The following is a 21552-nucleotide window of genomic DNA, read 5'->3' as shown; positions in this document are numbered from 1 at the left end:
GTGGCCTGCGTGGACCTCACCCGCCACGACGCGGTCGCCGACCAGGCCGCCGCGGTGCTCGGTGAGCACGCGCACCCCAAGGGCCGCGCAGTGGCGGTGCGCGCCGGACGCCGGTACGTGCGCACCCTGGCACCGGTGCCCGCGACGGCGCCGCAGCCCTACCGCGAGGGCGGCGTGTATGTGCTCGCCGGCGGAACCGGTGGCATCGGCACGCTGCTCACCCGGTATCTCACCGAGCGGTACCGGGCCACCGTGGTCCTGCTCAGCCGCGGCGAGCCGGGCGCGGCGCACCGTACCGAGCGGGAACGCGCCCGGGGGCTGGGCGGCGAGGTGGCGCATCTGCGCGTCGACGTCTCCGATCCGGAGGCCGTACGTGCCGCGCTCGCCCGGGTCGGCGACCGGTACGGCGCCGTGCACGGTGTGTTCCATCTCGCGATGACCTTCGACGACCGGCCGATGGATGGGCTGACCGGCGCCGAGTTCCGCTCCGCGCTCGCCGCCAAGGTCGACGGCACCCTCGCTCTCGACGCCGCGGTGCGCGAGCTGCGCCCCGACTTCGTCGCGCTGTTCTCCTCGACGGGGTCGTTCGGCTCCAGCTCGGGCAACAGCGGCTACACCGCGGCCTCGGCCTGCCAGGACGCGCTGGGCCGATATCTGGACGCCGTACGCCCCTACCCGGTGCGGGTCGTCAACTGGGGGTACTGGGGCGCCGTCGGCTCCGGTGCCCGTGACGGGCTGCCCCGGCTCTTCCGGGCCCTGGGCATCGGCGAACTGAGCCCCGAGGAGGGGCTCGGTGAACTCGCCGGTGTGCTGGCCGGAACCGAGCCGCAGGTCATGGTGATCCGGGCGGAACCGGCAGCGCTGACCGCACTCGCCGACACCCCCGCGGAAGCGGACGCCGACACCCCCGGCCACACCGAAGCGAAGAGCGGGAACCGGACCGGGGCCGACGCCCCCGCGGGCAGCACGCTCGCGGCGGTACGCGAACGGCTCGCGACCGCACCGACGGACCGGACCGGCATCGACCGGGTGCTCGCCGCGTACGGCAGCCTGGAGCCGCTGGTCGCCCGTGGCCTCGCCGGGGTGCTGTACCGGATGGGCGCGTTCCGCGGGGGCGAGCTGATCGACCGGGCGTCCCTCGCCGGGGAGCTCGGCATCGTGCCCGCGCACACCCGGCACACCGACGCGCTGGTCACCCTGCTGGTGCGGGCCGGATATCTGGCCGAGGAGGGCTCGTCGGTGCGGGCGCTGCCCGCCTTCGAGACCACGGCACGCGAGTGGGACGGCGCCCGGGTCGACGCCGAACTCGACCGGCTGCGCGCGCAGCACCCCGAGGTGGCCTCCACGATCCTGCCGGTCCAGCGGTTCCTCGCCGCCTACGCCGAGGTGCTGCGCGGCGAGGTCAACGCGACCGAGATCCTGTTCCCGAACGCGTCGCTGGACCTGGCCGTCGGCTTCTACCAGGGCAACCCGGTCACCGACTACTACAACGACCTGGTGCGCGGCGCCGTCGCCGAGCGGGTGCGCGCCCGGACGCCGCAACTCGCCCCCGACGAGCGGGTCTCCATCGTCGAGCTGGGCGCCGGAACCGGGGCGACCACCGAACGGGTGCTCCCGGCGCTGGACGCCGACGCCGCCCGCGTCGACTACTTCTACACCGATGTCTCCCCGCGGTTCCTGGAGCACGGCCGCTCCCGGTGCGGGGCGCGGCACCCCCAGGTCCGCTTCAAGCTCCTCGATCTGCGGTCCGACGCCGCCGCGCAGGGCTTCACCCCCGGCGGGCACGACGTGGTCGTCGCGACCAACGTCGTACACGCGACCCCTGACCTGGCCGAGACGCTCCGCTCGGTGCGCTCGCTGCTGCGTCCCGGCGGGTGGCTCGTCCTCAACGAGCTCACCGAGGCACGCGCCTCGGTCACCGTGGCCGGCGGCGTGCTCGACGGCTGGTGGTCGTTCCGCGACAGCGGAGTCCGCATCCCCGACTCGCCGCTCGCCGAACCCGCCACCTGGCAGCGGCTGCTGAGCGAGGCCGGGTTCGACGACGTGGCCGTGCTGTCCGGCGGCGCCGACCTGGGACAGACCGTGCTGGTCGCCGAGGCGGGCACCGACCGGGTGCGTACCGCAGCCCCCCTACGGCAGGCCGGGCGCAGCGCCGCGGTGGCCGCAGGCAGTGTGCCCGCCGGTCTGCGGGAGCTGGTCGAGAGCGTGCTCAAGCTGGACGAGCACATCGACGCCGACCGCCCGCTCGCCGACTACGGATTCGACTCCCTCACCGGCATGCAGGTCGTCACCGGCATCGCCGAGACCTACGGCGTGGAGGTGCGCCTGGTCGACATCCTGGAGCACTCCACCTTGCGCGCACTGGCGGCGCACCTGTCCGCGGAAGGAGTCCTTCCGGCCGACGAGGAGCCTGCGGCAGCCGCTTCGCCTGCGACTTCCCTCGCGGCGACTGCTTCCCCTGCCGCAGTCGTTTCTTCCGCGGCTCCGTCTGTGACAGCCTCCGCCGGGGCGCCCGTACCCGCCGCCGGCGTCCAGCGGCACCCCGCGTCCGAGGGGCAGCGGGCGCTGTGGGTGATCGAGCAGACCGCGCCGGGCAACTCCGCCTACAACCTGCCGGTGGCGCTGTGGCTCGGCCCGGACACCGACATCGCGGTGCTCCGTGCCGCGCTGGAGGAGCTGGTCGCGCGGCACCCGGCGCTGCGGACGACGTTCGCCGACGAGGACGGCACCCTCCAGCAGGTGGTACACCCCCGGGCCGAGCTGAGCTTCAGTCACGAGCGGGTGCCGGCCGCCGAGGCGGACGCCTTGGCCCAGCGGCTGCGGGCGCGGGCGAGGCAGCCGTTCGACCTGATCGCGGGACCGCTGGTACGCGCAGAGGTACACACCGTCCCCGACGGCAGGCACGCGCTGCTGCTCACCTGGCACCACGCGGTGTTCGACGGAACGTCCATCGCGGTCTTCCTCGAAGAACTCACCGAGACCTACCGGGCCCTGCGGGACGGCCGCCCGGTGCCGCAGCCGCAGCCCGCGGCCGACTACGCGGAGTTCGCCCACTGGCAGCACACGATGCTGGCGGGCCCGCGCGGCTCCCGGCTGCGGGAGTTCTGGCTCGGGCGGCTCGCGGACACCGAGCCGGTCCGGCTGCCGGCCGACCGGCCGCGCGCCGAGACCCCGTCCCTGGACGGGGCCAGCACCGAGCTGCGGCTGGACGCCGAACTGGTCGCGGCGGCCAAGCAGTACGCGGCCGAGGCCGGAGTGTCGCTGTTCGCGGTGCTGTTCACCGCCTACTTCGCCCTGCTCGACCTCCACTGCGAGCAGCGGCGGATCACCGTCGGCACCCCGGTGGCGGGGCGGCCGGAGGGACGGTTCGCGCGTACCGTCGGCTACTTCGTGAACCTGGTACCCGTCACCGTGGAGCCGAGTCCCCAGGACACCTTCGGCACGCTGCTGCGGCGGGTGCGGGCCGAGGCGCTGGCCGCGGTGGAGCACGGCGACTACCCGTTCATCCGCGCCGCCGAAGAAGCGGGCAGGCCGCTGGTCAGCACCGCGTTCTACTTCCAGAACTGGGTCGCCGGGCAGGACGGTCCTGGCCTGGTGCGGGGGCTGGTCGACGGTGTGCACCAGGAGGGCGAGTTCGAGCTGACCGCCGACGTGGTCGAGCTGGCCGACGGCTGCAAGCTGACGATGAAGTACGACCCGCAGCTGTTCGACCAGGCCACCGTGGACGGCTTCGCCGAGCGGTTCCGCACGCTGCTGGCCGCGGGGCTGGCCGATCCGGACCGCGGCCTCGCCGAGCTGGACGCGCGCACCCCGGCCGAGCGGGAGCTGGTGGCCCGGGAGCAGGCGGCGGCGCGGCGCGACTACCCGCGCGAGCGCACTGTTGTCGACCTGTTCGCCGAGCAGGCCGAACGGCACCCCGAGCGGACCGCCGTGGTGTGCCAGGGCGAGGAAGTGGGCTACCGGGAACTGCACGCCCGGGCCCGGGAGCTGGCGGCGCTGCTCCGCGCCCGCGGCGTGCGGCGCGGCGACACCGTCGCGGTCCTCGTCGAGCGGAGCCCGGAGCTGCTGGTGGCGCTGCTGGGGGTGCTGGCATCCGGCGCCGCCTACGTCCCGCTGGACCCGGCCTACCCGGCGGAGCGGATACGGCACATGACCAGCGACGCCGCCGTCAAGCTGGTCGTCACCCAGCGGCAGTTGGCCGAGGCCGCCGGTGCCGTCGACACACCGGCGCTGTGGCTGGACGCCCCCGAGCCCTTCGAGCAGGGGGTGCCCCCACGGCCCGGTACGGCCGACGCCGCGCAGGCGGGGACCGGGACGGGACCCGGGCCGGCCGACGACGCCTACGTCATCTACACCTCGGGCTCCACCGGCCGCCCCAAGGGCGTGCGGGTCGGACACCGGGCGCTGGTCAACCTGCTGTGGTCGATGGCGCACGAGCCCGGCTTCACCGAGCGCGACCGGATCTTCGCCGTCACCACCGTCTCGTTCGACATCGCGGCGCTGGAGCTGTTCCTGCCGCTGGTCGTCGGAGGCAGCGTCGAGGTCGCTCCCTCGGCCGTCACCCGGGACGGCATCGCGCTGCGGCGGGTGCTGGAGGCCGGCACAGCGACGGTGATGCAGGCGACCCCGGCGACCTGGCGGATGCTGATGGCCGCGGGCTGGAACGGCCGGCGGGAGCTGCGCGCGTTCTGCGGCGGCGAGGCGCTGGACCGGGAGACGGCCCGTGCGCTGCTGGCCCGCACCGGCGAGGTGTGGAACCTCTACGGCCCCACCGAGACCACCATCTGGTCCACGGTCGCCCGGGTCGGCGACGCCGAGCGGATCACGCTGGGACGGCCCGTCGCCAACACCGTCCTCCACCTGCTGGACGGCGCCGGGCGGCCCGTGCCCTGGGGAGTCCCCGCCGAACTGCACATCGGCGGCGACGGCCTGGCAGCCGGCTACCTGGGCCGCCCCGAGCTGACCGCCGAACGGTTCGTGCCCAACCCCGTCGACCCCGGGACCGCGCCGCTGCTCTACCGCACCGGCGACCTGGTGCGCCGCACCGCCGACGGGGCGCTGGAGTATCTGGGGCGCATCGACGCCCAGCTCAAGATCCGCGGCCACCGGGTCGAACCCGGCGAGATCGAGCAGGTGGCGCGGGAGCTGCCCGGAGTGGCCGACGCGGCCGTCGTCCTGGCGCGCAGCGGCGCCGGGGCAGCAGTGCTGCGCTGCTTCTACACCCCGGCGCCCGGCGGACCCCGCCCCGAACGCGCCGACCTGGCATGTGCGTTGCCCGACTACATGGTTCCGGACGAACTGGTCGAGCTGTCCGAGCTGCCCAGGACCGCCAACGACAAGCTCGACCGCAACCGGCTGGCGGAACTGCGCCCCGACAGGCCCCCGCGCGAGCGGCGCGCCGCCGCGACCCCTGTCGGCGGCACCGCGTCCCAGGGGCCGGAGGCAGCCGCCGGGGTGCGCGCCGACGAGGCCGAACTCGCCGGGCAGCTCGCGGACATCGTCGCCGATCTGCTCGGGGTGGCTCCCGAGGAGGTCGAGGAGACCGACCGGTTCGGTGCACTCGGCCTGGACTCGGTACGGCTGACCGAGCTGAGCGTGCGGATCCGGCGCACCTGGGGCGTGGAGATCGCGCCGCCCGCCTTCTTCACCCACCCCACCGCGCAAGCCGTCGCCGGTCACCTGCTTCAGGCACACCCGGAGGTCTTCACGACGCCGCGGTCCGAGCAGCCGGCGTCCACCGCGGCGGCGTCCCTCCCCGCGGCGCCCGGCTCCGGGGAGACGGCCGTGATCGGTATGGCCGGACGGCTGCCGGGCTCGCCCGACCTGGACGCGTTCTGGCGGCACCTGGCCGCAGGGGACGACCTGATCACCGAGACCCCCGCCGAGCGGTGGGACTGGCGGGCGCTCGGCCGCGAACACGGCGAGCGGGTCGGCCGGGTGGCCAGGTGGGGCGGCTATCTCGACGGCGTCGACCGGTTCGACGCGGCGTTCTTCGGGATCTCCCCGCGCGAGGCCGAGCTGATGGACCCGCAGCAGCGGCTGGTGCTGGAGGCGGTGTGGACCGCGCTGGAGGACGCCGGACTGCGCCCCTCGGACCTGGCCGGCTCGCGCGTCGGCGTGTTCATCGGGGTCTCCAGCGTGGAGTACGCGCAGCTCCAGCGGGACGGCGGCCGGCACCAGGAGGGACACGCGGGGACCGGGGTGGCCCAGTCCCTGGTGCCCAACCGGGTGTCCTACTTCTTCGACTTCCGCGGCCCCAGCGTGGCCGTGGACACCGCCTGCTCCTCCTCGCTGACCGCGGTCGCGCAGGCGGTCGGCGCACTGCGGACCGGCGCCTGTGACCTGGCCGTCGCCGGCGGGGTGAACCTGCTGCTGTCGCCCGAGGTGTATCTGGCGATGGCCGACGGTCAGATGCTCAGCGAGGACGGCCGGTGCAAGACCTTCGACAGCTCCGCCAACGGCTATGTGCGCGGTGAAGGCGTCGGGGTGGTCGTGCTGCGCGACCGCGCCGAGGCCGAGCGGGCTGGGGATGTCGTGCACGCGGTGATCAAGGCGGTCGCCACCAACCACGGCGGCCTCAGCTCCTCGTTGACCGCGCCGAACCCGGAAGCGCAGAGCGCGCTGCTGGTCGACGCCTACACAGCGGCCGGGGTCGGCCCCGCCGACGTGGACTACCTGGAGGCACACGGCACAGGAACCGAACTGGGCGATCCCGTCGAGGTGTCGGGGATGCGCGCGGCGTTCACCGAGCTGGCCCGGCTGCACGGCACGCCGCTGCCCGCCGAACCGTACTGCGGCATCGGGTCGGTCAAGTCGAACACCGGGCACCTGGAGACCGCGGCGGGCATGGCCGGGCTGTTCAAGGTCGTGCTGGCCATGCGGCATGGGCTGCTCCCCGGCAATCTGCACTACACCGAGCGGAACCCGTATCTGGAGCTGGACGGCGGGCCGTTCCGGGTGGTCGACCGGCCCACCCCGTGGCCGCGCGACCCCGGGCGCCCCCGGATCGCCGGGCTCAGCTCGTTCGGTGTCGGCGGCGCCAACGCGCACCTCGTCATCGAGGAACCTGCCCGGCGCGCCGAGCCGGTGGACGACCCCGCAGGACCGCTGGCGTTCCCGCTCTCCGCGCGGACCGCCACCGCGCTCGCCCAGCGCGCGCGGGCGCTCGCCGCGCACCTGGAGGACGAGGGCGAGGGCCGCGCACTGCGGCTCGCCGATGTCGCGCACACCCTGCTGACCGGCCGCGAGGAACTGGCCGAGCGCGCCGTCGTGGTGGCCGGGGACCGCACCGAACTGATCCGGGCGCTGCGGGTGCTCGCCGACGGCGGCGAGGCCGACGGCCTGGTGCGGGGCCGCGCCCGCAAGCGCGGCAGGCGCTCGGCGCAGCCCGCTGACGTCCCCGACTCCGGTACGGGCACCCTGCTCGACCGCGCCCGCCGCTGGGTGACCGGCGGCCGGGCCGACCTGACCTGCGCGGAAGGGGGACGGCGCGTGCCGCTGCCCACATATCCGTTCGAGCGAGTCCGGCACTGGGTGGGATCCGAGGCCCCGGATGCGGGCGCCCAGGGTCCAGGGCGTCTGCATCCGACCCTGCTGGACACCGAAGTGGCCGCAGCGGACGGCCCGGCGTACGAGAAGCACCTGACGCGCGACGAGTTCTACCTCGCCGACCACCTGGTCGGCGGCGAGCCCGTGCTGCCGGGCGTGGTCCACCTGGAGCTGGCCAGGCTCGCGGGTGAACTCGCGGGCCTGGGGCCTGTGCGCACGGTCAGCGGCCTGGTGTGGGGCCTGCCCGTCCGGCCAGGGCCCGGCGGACTGCGGCTGCGGGTGCGGCTGGCGGAGCCGGGCGCCCAGGACGACGGAGTCCGCTTCGAGGTGGTCTCCGCACCGGACGGCGAACCGGACGGCAGCACCGTGCGGCACGCCGACGGTGTGCTGCGGCCGGGCGAGCCCCGGCCGCAGGCGCCGCTCGACGTGGCGGCCGTGCGCGCCCGGTGTGGGACTGTGCGGACCCGCCAGGAGTGCTACGAGCGGGTGGCCGCGCTCGGTTTCACGTACGGGCCGAGCCTGCGCGCGCTCCAGGAGGTGCGGCACTCCGCCGACGAGGCACTGGCCACGCTGGTGCTGCCGGAGACCCGGCGCGCCGACGCCGCCGAGTACGGCTTCGAACCGGCGCTGCTCGACGGCGCGCTCCAGGTCGTCGGCTGGATCGTGGACACCGTTGCGGCGCGGGCCGAGGACGGGCGCACGGTGCCGTACATGCCCTTCTCCGTCCAGGAGATACGGCTGCTCGGCGAACTGCCCGAGATCTGCCTGGTGCACGCGGTCAGGGTGCGCTCAGCGCCGGGAGTGCAGGTGTTCGACCTGACGCTGACGGATCAGGACGGCAGCGCGGCGTGCCGCATCGAGGGCTTCGCCCTGCGCGCCCGCAAGCCCGAAGCCGGGGCCGAGGGCATGGCCAGGATGGGCGCCGGGACGGACACCGGCCGGGCGAGCACGGGTGGAACTCCCGTTGCCGGGACGGCCGTCCGTGGTGAGAGCACCGGCCGCGAGGCCGGGGACGCCGACGAGCCGATCGCGTTCGTGCCCACCTGGCGGCCCGCGGTCGACGAGCCCGTACCGGCTCCGGCCACCGTGGTCTTCCTCGGCGAGGCCGGGCCCGAACTGGTGGCCGCCGCGGGGCCCGCGAGGACCCTCACCCGCCGCCCCGGCGAACCCGTCACCGAACTGGTCGCGCGGCTGGCCGACGCGCCCTCACCCCTCGTCCTGGTGCAGACCCCGCCCGGCCGCGCCGACCTGGAGGACGCGCTGGACGACGGCTTCCACCTCGCGCGGGAAGTTGCCGCCGCGTGGGTGGCGGCGAGCCGGGGGAGCGCCCGCTGGCTGTACCTGTACGACAGCACCGCCGACCACCCCGAACTCCACGGCGCCATGGCCGGGTTCGCCCGCTCGCTGCGCTGGGAGTACCCCGACCTGGCGATGCGCGTCGTCGGTCACGCGGGGCTCGACCCGGCCGATGTACTGGCCGGCGAGCTGGCCCTGGGCGGCCCCGCCGAGGTCAGCGTGGAGGCCGGCGCCCGGCTGGTCCGCGCCTGGGCCCGCGCCGAACTGCCCAGCGGCAGCGGGGACGTCACCAGTGGTCCTGGCGTACATCTGGTCACCGGCGGCACGGGCGCACTCGGCCTGGCCTTCGCCGACTGGCTGACCGAGCGCAACCCGGCCGCGACCGTGGTGCTGGCCGGACGTACCGACCCGGACCCCGCCGTGCTCGACCGGCTGCGCCGCCACGGCGCCGACGTCAGCTTCGTCCGCGCCGACGTCGCCACCCGTGACGGCGTCCGGGCGGCCGTCGAAGCCGCCCGGCAGGCGGGCGAGTTGGTGGGCGTCGCCCATCTGGCCGGGACGCTGCACGACGCCTTCCTGCTGCGGAAGAGCCGCGCGGAGGCCGACGCTGTGCTGCGGCCCAAGGTGCTCGGCGCAGCCTGGCTGGACCAGGCCACCCGGCACGACCCGGTGCGCTACTTCCTGGCCTACTCCTCGACCGCCGCCGCCTTCGGCAACGTCGGGCAGGCCGACCACGCCACCGCCAGCGGCTACCTGGACCGGCTCATGGCCCGCCGCACCGAACGCGCGGCGGCGGGGGAGCGGTCGGGCGTGAGCCTGTCCGTGCAGTGGCCGCTGTGGACGGACGGCGGAGTGACGGCGGAACCCGCCGTGGTCGCCACGATGACCGAGCTGTTCGGCATGCGCCCGGTCGCCACCCGCCCCGCGATGGCCGCGCTCGCCCGCGCCCTGGACGGTGAGGCGGCGTCGGTGCTGCTGGCCCCCGGCGACGCCGACCGGATCGCCGCAGCCCTCGACGGCACCCAGGCGCCTGGTGCCGGTGCCGGGGCCGGGGCCGGAGCCCGCGCCGGGGCCCGGCCTGCGGCGGCGGCCGAAGCGCCGCGCCCCACCGTGACGGCGCGGGTGTCCGGGGAAGCGCCGGACGCGGGGCGGCTGCGTGCGCGCGCCGAGGAATTCCTCGCCGCGCTGCTGGCGGAGCAGTTGAAGATGCCCGCCGACGACATCGACCCGGAGGAGGACTTCGACAGCTACGGCGTCGACTCGCTGATCGTGATGGGCGCCACCGCCACGCTGGAGAACCACTTCGGCCCGCTGTCGAAGACCCTGTTCTTCGAGTACGTCACCCTGGGCGAGCTGGCGGAGTACTTCGCCACGGAGCACGCCGAGGCGCTGACCGCAGCCCTCGCCGAAGGAACGGCATCCACCGACCCGGCCCCGCACCAGGAACAGGCCCAGGACCAGCCACAGGAACCAAACCTGGACCAGGCCCAGGCCCAGGCCCAGGCCCAGGAACATGACCAGGCCCAGGAACAGGACCGGGGCCGGGAGGCGGCATCGGTCCCGGCTCCGGCGGCCGCAGCCGTGGCCGAGGCGCCACGGCCCGCACGCGCCGACGAGGACATCGCGATCATCGGCGTGGCCGGACGCTATCCGCAGGCGGACGACCTGTGGCAGTTCTGGAAGAACCTGCGCGCGGGCCGCGACTGCGTCGAGGACGTGCCCGAGGACCGCTGGGACCACGACCGGTGGTACGACCCGGAGCCCGGCACCCCGGGCAGGACCGCGACCCGCACCGGCGGCTTCCTGCGCGACATCGACAAGTTCGACCCGATGTTCTTCCGAATGTCCCCGGTCGAGGCCCGCCATCTCGACCCGCAGGAGCGGATCTTCCTGCAGACCGTCTGGCACCTGCTGGAGGACGCCGGCCGCACCCGCGCCGACCTGGCGGCCGTACGGACCGGTGTGTTCGTCGGCATGATGTACGGCCACTACCAGCTCTACGGCGTGGACGCGGCCCTGCACAGCGGTGCCGCCGCCACCTCGTCGTCGTACGCGGCAGTGGCCAACCGGGTCTCCTACTTCTACGGGCTGACCGGACCGAGCGTCGCGGTGGACACCATGTGCTCCTCGTCGCTGGCGGCCATCCACCTCGGCTGCCAGGCCATCCGCACCGGGGACTGCGAGGTGGCCATCGCGGGCGGGGTGAACATCACCAGCCACCCGGTGAAGTACCTCCAGCTGTCCCGCAGCGGATTCCTCGCACCCTCCGGCGCGTGCCGCAGCTTCGGCGAGGGCGGCGACGGGTTCGTCCCGGCCGACGGGGCCGGTGCGGTGCTGCTCAAGCGGCTGTCCAGGGCCGAGGCCGACGGGGACCGGATCCTGGCCGTGGTACGCGGCTCGGCGGTCAACCACGGCGGCGCGAGCAAGGGCTACAGCGTGCCCAACCCGCGCGCCCAGGCCACCCTGATCTCCGAGGCGCTGACCAGGGCGGACGTACGGCCCTCCGAGATCGACTACCTGGAGGCGCACGGAACCGGCACCTCGCTCGGCGACCCCGTGGAGATCAACGGGCTGTCCCGGGCCTTCGCCGGCGACCCGGACCTGGCAGGCCGCACCATCCCGATCGGCTCGGTGAAGTCCAATATCGGGCACGCCGAGTCGGCGGCCGGCATCGCCGCGGTGACCAAGGTCCTGCTGCAGCTGCGCCACCGCGAACTGGTGCCCTCGCTCCACTCCGAGCGGCCGAACCCGAACATCGACTTCGCGGACACCCCGTTCCGGGTGCAGCGCGAGTCGGCCGCCTGGCCCGCGCGGACCGGGCCCGACGGCCGGGAGCTCCCCAGGCTGGCCGGGATCAGCGCGTTCGGCGCGGGCGGCAGCAACGCCCATGTGATCCTTCAGGAGTACGTGCCGGCCCCGCGCCCCGCGCACCGGCAGCGCCCGCCGTATCTCGCGGTGCTCTCGGCCAAGAGCGCGGACCGGCTGACCGAGGCCACCCGCGGGCTGGCCGACTTTCTCGCGGGCGACGGCCACGGGACCGACCCGGCGGCACTGGCGTACACCTTGCAGGCAGGCCGGGAGCACATGCCGCACCGGCTGGCCGCCGAGTTCACCGACGTCGCCGGCCTCGTACGGACGCTGCGCGACCACCTCGCAGGCCACGGCGCGGTCTCCACGGGCGTCGCCGACCGCAAGCGCGCTGCCGAGACCGACCCGGCCGCGTGGGTGCACGGCGCGACGGTCGACTGGCGCGCCATCTGGGGCAGCAACCCGCCCGCACCGGTCCCGCTGCCCGGCTACCCCTTCGAACGGGACCACTGCTGGCTGCCGGAAGCCGCCGAGGACTTGGCGGGCCCTCGCCGCGCACGCGACGCGGCGCCGGCTGACGCGGCGCCGGCTGACGGGGATACGGCCGTCCCGACGCCGGCCGAGCCCGCCCCTGCCGGCGGCGGTGAACAGAGCGGAGGAGTGTTGCGCGGCGAGACCGTACTGTCCATGGACACCCCGTACATCGCGGGGCACCGGGTCGACGGCCGGGCGCTGATGCCGGCGCTCGGCTATCTCGACCTCGTGCAGGGCGTGTTCAGCGCGCACGGGTACCCCGCAGGCACGCTGCGGATGTCCGATCTGACCGCTGCCCGGCCGCTGGAGGTCACCGACGAGGAGCCGGTGCGGCTGTCCGTCGAGGCCGCGCCCGAGGGGCCCGGCCGCTGGGCCGTCACCGTCGCCGACGAGGCGGGCACCTACGCCACGGCACGGCTGGCCGCGGAGCCGGCAGTGCTCACCGGGACCCTGGATGTGGCCGCCGCACGTGCCGCGGCCACCCGGCGGGTGCCGCTGGCCGACATCTACGCCGCCGACGAGCGCGCGGGGCAGGTCTACACCGGTGCGGCGCGGGCCGGGGGCGAGATCTGGGAGTGCCCGGGGGCGCTGGTCGCCGAGCTGGTCGCGCCCCGCGCGGCCCAGCAGGGCCGGGTTCCCGACTTCGACCCGGCGCTGCTGCTGGCGAGCGCCGTGGCGCCGGGGCTGCTGATGACCGAGGGCCCCAGCCGGTATCTGCCGGTGCATGTGGCGTCGTTCACCGCCGCAGGGCCGCTGCCCGAGCGCTGCTACGCCCGGGTCGGCACCGACGCGATCCGCCGCGGTCCCGAACTGGTCACGCTCGGTGTGCAGCTCTACGACGAACACGGCCGCCAGGTCGCCGAGTTGACCGGCCTCTCCAGCAAGCTGGTGGACAGCGCCGGCCGGCAGCGGCAGCCCGCCGCACCGGCCTCGCCCACCGCCGTGAGCGGCGACGAGGCGCTGCTGCGCGGCGTGCTCGCCGCCCGGCTGGGCCGCCGGCCCGAGTCCCTCGATGTCCGCTCCGGATACTTCGACCTGGGTATCGAGTCGGCCCAAGTGCTCGAACTCGTCGTCGCCGTCGAGGAACTCGTCGGCGAGAGCCAGCCGCCGACGCTGCTGTTCGAGCACACCAGCATCCGCGAACTCGCGGCTCACCTCGCCCCGCGCTACCCGCGGGTGTTCGACGGGACCGCGGCCGGGACCGAGGCCGTCACCCCGCCCGGAACGGGCGACTCCGCCCGCGCCGGGACCGACGATGGCTCCGGGCAGGGCTGGGCCGGCGGGCTGACGCCGGACGACGCCGACCGGTGGGTGGCCCGCGAGGTGCTGATCCGGCTGCGCGAGCTCGGTCTGTTCGCGGACGGCCCTGAGTCCAGGGCCGGACTGGCGGCCCGGCACGGTGTGGTGGACAAGTACCACCGCTGGCTGGATGAGGCCCTGCGGCTGCTGGCGGCGGCCGGGTTCGTCGAGGACGCCGACCCGGTGACCCTGCTGGACGCGGGCCGAAGCGCCGCCGACCCGGCCGCCGATCCGCTCTGGGCGCAGCTGCGGGCCCGGCTGGCCGCCGACCCGTACTGGCAGGCGCAGCTCTCGCTGGTCGAGGACTGTGTCGCCGAGCTGCCCGCGGTGCTGACCGGCGCCCGTCCGGTCACCGAGATCCTCTTCCCCGGCGGCTCGCTGGACCGCATGACGGCCGCTTACCAGGGCAACTCCATCGCCGACGGGCTGAACCAGACGGTCGCCCGGACCGTGGCGGAGTTCGTACGGAACAGCGAACAACCGGTGCGGATCGGCGAGATCGGCGCCGGCACCGGCGGCACCACCGCGGTGGTGCTGCCCGCGCTGGACGCCGTCGGCGGACCTGCCGAGTACTGGTTCACCGACCTGTCACCCGCCTTCCTGACCAAGGCCGAGGACAGGTTCGGCCCCGGACGCGACTACCTGCGCTACGGACGCTGGAACGTGGAACAGCACGGCGCGGGGCGGCAGCTGGCGGGCGGCCCGTTCGACGTGCTCATCGCCTCCAACGTGCTGCACGCCACCGGCGACCTGCGCACCGTCCTGGCCAACCTGGCCGAGGCGCTGCGTCCCGGCGGACTCCTGGTGATCAACGAGGTGACCCGCAAGTCCGCGCTGCTCACCCTCACCTTCGGGCTGCTCGACGGCTGGTGGCTCTACCAGGACGAACACCTGCGCATTCCCGGCGCGCCGCTGCTGACGGCGCCGGGCTGGCGGCGGCTGCTGCGCGAGCACGGGTTCGGCGACATCGCCCGGCCCACAGCGCACGACGAGGCGTTCGCCGAGGTGATCACGGGAACGGCGGGCGCCGCCGAGGCGAGTCCGGTACGGCTGCTGACCGAGGACTGGCAGCCCGCACCGGTGTCCCTGGCCACACCGGCCACACCGGCCATCCCGGGCTCCTCGGCCGCACCGGCGTCCCCGGCCGCGAACGGGGCAACCGCCGCCGGGCCCGGACGCGTTGCCGTACTGACCACCGACGCCACCGCCGGGCTCGCCGACCACCTGGTGCGGCAACTGGACGATGCGGTTCTCGTGCACGTCGGCACGCCCGCCGAGGCGGAGCCCACCGCGGACACCGTCGTCGACCTGACGGCGTGTGGGGCGGCGCCCGACGACCTGTTCGACAGCTGGCTGCCCCGGGTGCAGCGGGCCTGCACAGGCGCCCGCCGGCTGATCGGTGTCACCCGGGGACTCGACGCGGACGGGCTGCACACCTCCCGGGTGGCAGGGCTCTACGGGATGCTCGGCAGCGAACTGCGCAGGCTGCGCACCACTCACGTCGACCTCGACCCCGCCGGCTCCGACGCCGAAGCGGCCGCCCAGCTGCTGGCGGAACTGAGCGCCACCGACGCGCCGAGCCGGATACGGCACCGCGGCGGCACCCGGCTGCGCCCGGTGCTGCGCGAGCAGGCGCCGGGCGACACGTCGGGCGACGCGCAGGCCGCTCCCGTCTTCGGGCCTGACGAGGTGCTGGTGGTGACCGGCGGCACCCGGGGAGTCGGCCTGGCGGCGGCCCGGCACGCGGTCACCGCCTGGGGCGTGCGCGAACTGCTGCTGATCGGCCGTGAGGAACTCCCGCCCCGCGCCGAGTGGGCCGAGCGGGCCCGCCAGGACGACGCGCTCGGCCGTAAGCTGCGCGGTCTGCTCGGCCTCGCCGCCACCGGCGCCCGGGTCAGGACCGCCGCCGTGCCGCTGGGCGAACCCGGCGCCGGGACCGCGCTGGCCGCGCTGCTGCGCGAGGGCGGCCCGGTCGGCGGAGTGCTGCACGCCGCCGGCACGGTGGACGAGGCCACGCTGTCCTTCGGCCGGAAGACGGTGGCGAGCGCCCGCCGGGTGCTGGCGCCCAAGGCCGACGGGGCCGAGGAGGTGCTGCGCGCGGTCGCGGGGCACCCGGTGCGCTTCGTCGTGCTGTTCTCCTCGGTGGCCTCCGCGCTCCCCTCGCTGGCCGTGGGCCAGAGCGACTACGCCATGGCCAACACCCACCTCGACCACCTCGCGGAGCGGTCCGGCACCGTGCCGGTGGTCAGCGTGCGGTGGCCCAGCTGGGAGGGCATCGGCATGGGCGCGGCAGGCACCGGGCCCGCCTACCGGGCCGCCGGTCTGGCCCCGCTGCGCGAAGAGGACGGGCTGCACGTGCTCGACCTCGCCGCCGCAGACGCGGTCGGCCCTGTGGTGCTTCCCGTGGTCTCCGCCGACGACCGCCCGGTCGACCAGCTGGGAGTGGTGCACGGAACGGAACCGGGCACGCCCGGGGGCGTCGCAACGGCCGCCTCCGCTGTTCCCGTTGCCGCCGCTGCTGCCCCGGCTGCCGTGGCGTCGGTGCCCGTCGCGGGCGCGCCCGATGCGGGCGCGCAGTCCGCGGCGGCCGCCTGGCTGCTCGATCTGATCGCCGAGCAGCTGGAGTTCGACCGTGACCGGCTCGACGACCACACCCCGGTCCACGACTACGGCACCGACTCGATCACCCTGGTCGAGCTCACCCGCACCGCTTCCTCCCGGCTCGATGTGGAGCTGGACCCGTCGGTGCTGATCGAGCACCCGACCGCCGCCGAGTTCGCCGAGTGGCTGACGGCCCGCCACCCGGACGTCGTACGGTCCCGGTTCGGCACCACGGCCGAGGGTCCGGCCGCACCGGTTGCCGACACTCCCACCACCGGCACCCCCGGCGCCGGGAGCACGGCCCCGGCCGCCCCCCTGGCACCCGAGGTGCGCGGCGGTGACGCCGAAGGCCCCGCGATACGCGAGCAGGACCTGGCGGTGGTCGGCCTCTCGTGCCGGTTCCCCGGCGCCTCGGACCCCGAGTCCTACTGGCGGCTGCTGGCCGAGGGCCGGTCGGCCATCGCGCGGGTGCCCGAGGACCGCTGGCCCGGCGAGGGCGGCGGCTTCCACGCGGGGCTGCTGGCCGACGCCGACCGCGAACTGGATCCGGAGCACTTCCGCATCGGCCCCGAGGACGCGGCGGCCATGGACCCGCAGTCCCTGCTGCTGCTGGAAGAGACGCTGTTCGCCTGGTGCGAGGCGGGCTACCGGCCGGAGGAGGTCAAGGGCCGCGAGATCGGCGTCTACATCGGCGGCCGCACCGCACGGCTGCCCGCCAGGGAGCGGGTGCTGGCCAGCCGCAACCCCGTGGTGCTCGGCCAGAACTATCTGGCCGCGAACATCTCCCGCCACTTCGACCTGCGCGGCCCCAGCGTGGTGGTGGACACCGCGTGCTCCTCGGCCCTGGTGGCACTGAACCTCGCAGCGCAGGCGCTGCGCGCCGGAGAGATCGAGGCTGCCGTGGTCGGTGGCGTCACCCTCATCGAGGGGGCGGCCGCGCACCAGGTGTTCGAGCAGCGCGGACTGCTCACCCAGGGACCGGAGTTCCACGCCTTCGACCGGCGCGCCGGCGGGTTCGTGCCCGCCGAGGGCGCCGGAGTGGTGGTCGTCAAGCCGCTGGCCGCAGCGCACGCGGACGGCGACCGGATCCTGGCCGTGATCAAGGGAATCGCGGTCAACAACGACGGCCGCACGGCCGGGCCCGCCACCCCGAACCTGGCCACCCAGCAGCGGGTGCTCTCCCGCGCACTCGCCGCCAGCGGCCACGCGCCGGAGGAGATCGGCTATCTGGAAGCCAACGCTTCCGGTTCGCCGGTCACCGACCTCATCGAGCTGAAGGCCGTCAGGTCGGTCTACCGGTCGCAGTCCGCCGCGGAGTGCGCGCTCGGCTCCGTCAAGCCCAACATCGGCCACCCCCAGTGCGCAGAGGGCATTGCCGGGCTGATCAAGGTCGCCCTGATGCTCCAGCGCGGGCGCCGGGTGCCCTACCTGAGCGGGCAGCAGCCGCCGGAGCACTTCGATCTGGCCGCCTCACCGTTCCGGTTCGACCGCGCCGAACAGCCGTGGGAAGGGCAGCGCGTCGCCGCGCTGAACAGCTTCGGCGACGGCGGCACCAACGCACATGTGGTCATGGCGGCCTGGACCGGCGGCGGGGGCAGCCGCACCCCGCTGCCCCGGCCGGCCCTCAACCGGCGCCGCATCGAGTCGGCCGGCGTGCCGGTGGGACCCGCGCCGGAACCGGTGGGCCCGCCGGCCACAGCTCCGAAGACGGCCGAACCGGTCGCCGCGGGGATCACGGCCGAACCGGTCGCCGTACGGGGGAAGCCCGAACCCGTCGCCGTGATCGGGATGGCCGGCCGCTATCCGGGAGCGGCGGACCTCGACGGGTTCTGGGCGAATCTGCTCGGCGGTGTGGACAGCGTCGTCGAGGTGCCGGGCGACCGCTGGGACCCTGCCGAGTACGCCGGTTTGCGCAGCGCCTCCGGCCGGCCGCTGTCGTCCTGGGGCGGCTTCCTGGACGACGTGGACGCCTTCGACGCCGCGCTGTTCCGGATCTCCGCGGCCGAGGCCGCCGTCCTCGACCCGCAGGAACGGCTGTTCCTCCAGACCTGCTGGGCGGCGATCGAGGACGCCGGGCACACGCCCGAGTCGCTGTGCCCGGCCGGCCCCGCGGGCCGCCGCCCTGGCGGGGTGTTCGCGGGCGTGATGCACAAGGACTATCCGCTGCTGGGCGTCGAGCACGCGGCCCGCGGCGGGGACCCGGTGCCGCTGGGCCTGAGCCAGGGACAGATCGCCAACCGGGTGTCGTTCTTCTGCGACTTCCACGGGCCCAGCATCGCCGTGGACACGCTGTGCTCGTCGTCGCTGACCGCCGTGCACATGGCCGTACGCAGCCTGCGGGACGGAGAGTGCACGGTGGCTCTCGCCGGCGGAGTGAACCTGTCGCTGCACCCGGCCAAGTACATCGGCTACGGGCTGGTCAACATGCACTCCACCGACGGCCGGTGCCGCTCCTTCGGGGCCGGCGGCGACGGCTACGTGTCCGCCGAGGGCGTGGGCGCCGTCGTACTCAAACCGCTCTCGGCCGCCGAGCGCGACGGCGACCACATCTACGCGGTCATCCGCGGCAGCGCCGTCAACCACGGCGGCGCGGCAGGCGGTTTCAGCGTGCCCAGTCCGCCCGCACAGGCCGCGGTGCTCACCGCAGCACTGGAGGACGCGGGCACCGACCCGGCCACCATCGGAGTGCTGGAGGCCCACGGCACCGGCACCTCGCTGGGCGACCCGATCGAGGTGCGCGCACTGGCGACCGCGTTCGGGGACGCGGCGAAGCCGGAGTCCTGCTCGCTGGGCTCGGTCAAGTCCAACATCGGCCACGCCGAGGGCGCTGCCGGTGTCTCCGGGCTCACCAAGGCGGTGCTGCAGCTGCACCACCGCACCCTGGCGCCGACCCTGCACGCCGACCCGCCCAACCCGCTGCTGGAGCTGGACGGTTCGCCGTTCCGCATCCAGCGCACCGCCGAGGAGTGGACCACACCGGACGGCGGCCCGCGGCGGGCCGGGGTGAGCTCGTTCGGCGCCACCGGCGCCAACGCGCATGTGGTGCTGGAGGAGTACACCGGCCCCGCGAACCACCCGGCACCGGCCGCCGCCACACCGTCCCCCGTGGTGGTGCCGCTGTCGGCGCGTACGGTGCCGGCGCTGCGGACGATGGCTGAGCGGCTGCTGGAGAGGGTGCGCGGCGGCGCCGCCGACCCGGCCCGCGAGGTCACGGCCCGGCTCGCCCAGGTGCTCGGCACCGACCCGGCCGAGCTCGAACCGCACCAGCCGTGGCACGAGTACGGCATCACGGCGGCCGAGCTCACCCAGGTGGCCAGGTCGCTCGCCGAACTGCTGCCCTCGGGCCGGCCGCCCCGGCTCACCGCGGCGCACACCACGGCCCAGGTCGCGGCCCTGCTCCCGCACCGGCCCGCGGGGCTCGCACTCGCCGATGTGGCCCACACGCTGCAGCACGGGCGGGTGGAGCTCGACGAGCGTGCGGCGTTCGCCGTGGCCGACCTGGCCGGACTCGCCCGGGCCCTCGACGGCTTCCTCACCGACGACCGGGTACGGGTGCACGGCACGGAACCGGGCCTGCGGGCGCTCGCCCAGCGGTGGGTGGACGGCGCGGCCGTCGACTGGCACGCACAGGCCGGTGCCGCGCATGGCCGCAGGATCAGCCTGCCCGGCTACCCGTTCGCCCAGGACCGCCACTGGTTCACCGACCACTCCACCCCGGCCGGACCGGACCGGTCCCTGGACGCGGACCGTGGCGACCACCCGGCGCGCGCTGGGGCGGTCAACGGCCACAGCCCGAACGGCAATACGCCGAGCGTGCCCGGCCCCGCCGGTGATGTCGACGGCGACGGGGGCGGCGGCCGTAGCCATGACGCCCGAGGCCGCGGCCACGACGTCCGCGGCGGAGGAAGCCACGACGGCCATGGCCCGAACGGCGATACGCCGAGCACGTCCGGCCTCGCCGGTCATGTCAACGGCGGCCACGACGCCCGCGGCCGCAGCCACGACGCCCGGAGCGCTCACGGCTACGACGCACAGGCCGGTTCCGTCAACGGCGCGGCCAAGGACGGTGCGGGAGCTGCCTCGCTCACCGAACCGGCCAGGGGAATGCTGCGGGTGCCGAGCTGGGAGCGGCGCTCACCCGCGGAGGGCACGGCGGACGCGGGCGGCCGGGTGCTGGTCGTCGAGTCCGGCGCCGCCGCGCTGGCCGAGGCGATCGGGGCGCACCACCGCGCGGCGGGCGCCACGGTGCTGCCGGTGACCACCGGTTCGAGTACGGTCGCCACCGGCTCGCTCCGTACCGTCTCGGCCGGTGACCCCGACGCCTTCCGTGCCGTGCTCGCCGACGTCGGCGAGGTGGACAGGGTGCACTTCGTCGTCGGCGCCGAGGACCCGTACGCACGGGTGGACGCGGACGTCCAACTGCTGGCCCTGCGGCTGCTGCGCGCCCTGTCCGAACGTGACGCCGCCGGGCGGATCGACTGTCACTTCGTCACCCACGACACCCACGGCCTCGACGGGCGCGCGGCCAACGCGACAGGTGCGGGGCTGACCGGGCTGGCGTACTTCCTGGCCCAGCAGCGACAGCGGTTCGCGGTCCGCAACCTGGACGTCTCGGCCCGCGACACGGACCTTCCGGCACTGGCCGCGGCGATCGTCGCCGAACCCGCCAGCCCGGTGGCCGAGCTGACACTGCTGCGGGACGGCGAGCGGTACCGGCAGCGGTTCGACGCGGCCGAGCCGCCGGGCGGCGAGCCAGGGCTGCGGACCGGCGGGGCCTATCTGGTGATCGGCGGAGCAGGCGTGGTCGGCCAGGCCGTTACCCGGCATCTGCACAGGCACTACGGCGCCCGGGTCGCCTGGCTGGGCCGCAGGCCCCAAACCGACCCGGCGGTACGGGAAGCGCTGGCCGCGGCGACCGTCGGCGACCGCGCGCCGGCCTACCTGAGCGGCGATGTGACACAGCCGGAGCAGATGCGGAACGCGGTCGCCAGGGCGAAGGCCGAGCTTGGCGGCCTGAACGGCGTGGTGTTCGCGGGCGCGGCCACCATCACCGAGCAGGCGCGTGCGGTGACCGCGCTGGACGACGCCGAGTTCCGCCACCACTACGAGGTGAAGGCGCGGGGAGCCGTGCACGTCGCGGGCGCGCTCGTGGACGAGCCGCTGGACTTCCTGTGCTTCTTCTCCTCGGCCCAGGCGTTCGCGTTCGGCGGCGCCGGAACGCATCCCGGGTACGCGGCGGGCATCACCTTCGCCGACGCGTTCGCCCGGACCATCGGCGGCGCGGCGCCGTTCCCGGTCGCCGTGCTCAACTGGGGTGCCTGGGCCGCGTCGTTCGGTGAGGCAGCCGCCGAGCACCCAGGTGTCGGCTTCCTCAGCGACGAGGAGGGCGCCGCCTGCTTCGACGCGGCAGTACGACTGCTGACCTCCGGCGGCCCCACCCAGACGATCGGCCTCCGCCCCGGCGGC

Annotated in this window: 1 protein-coding gene (only partly in view); it reads left to right on the top strand. The window is 75.1% G+C overall.

Annotation, left to right across the window (positions count from 1 at the left end):
- On the top strand, window positions 1-21552 hold part of the coding region annotated (locus tag ITI46_RS35445) for a non-ribosomal peptide synthetase (protein WP_209238886.1) (this coding region is incomplete at its 3' end). The annotated region extends 2877 nt beyond the left edge of the window; 21552 of 24429 annotated nt are visible.

Source organism: Streptomyces oryzae, from assembly GCF_017676365.1.
Lineage (GTDB): Bacteria > Actinomycetota > Actinomycetes > Streptomycetales > Streptomycetaceae > Streptomyces > Streptomyces oryzae.
The sequence above is the reverse complement of the archived record's forward strand: the minus strand, read 5'-3'. Positions and strand labels throughout refer to the sequence as shown.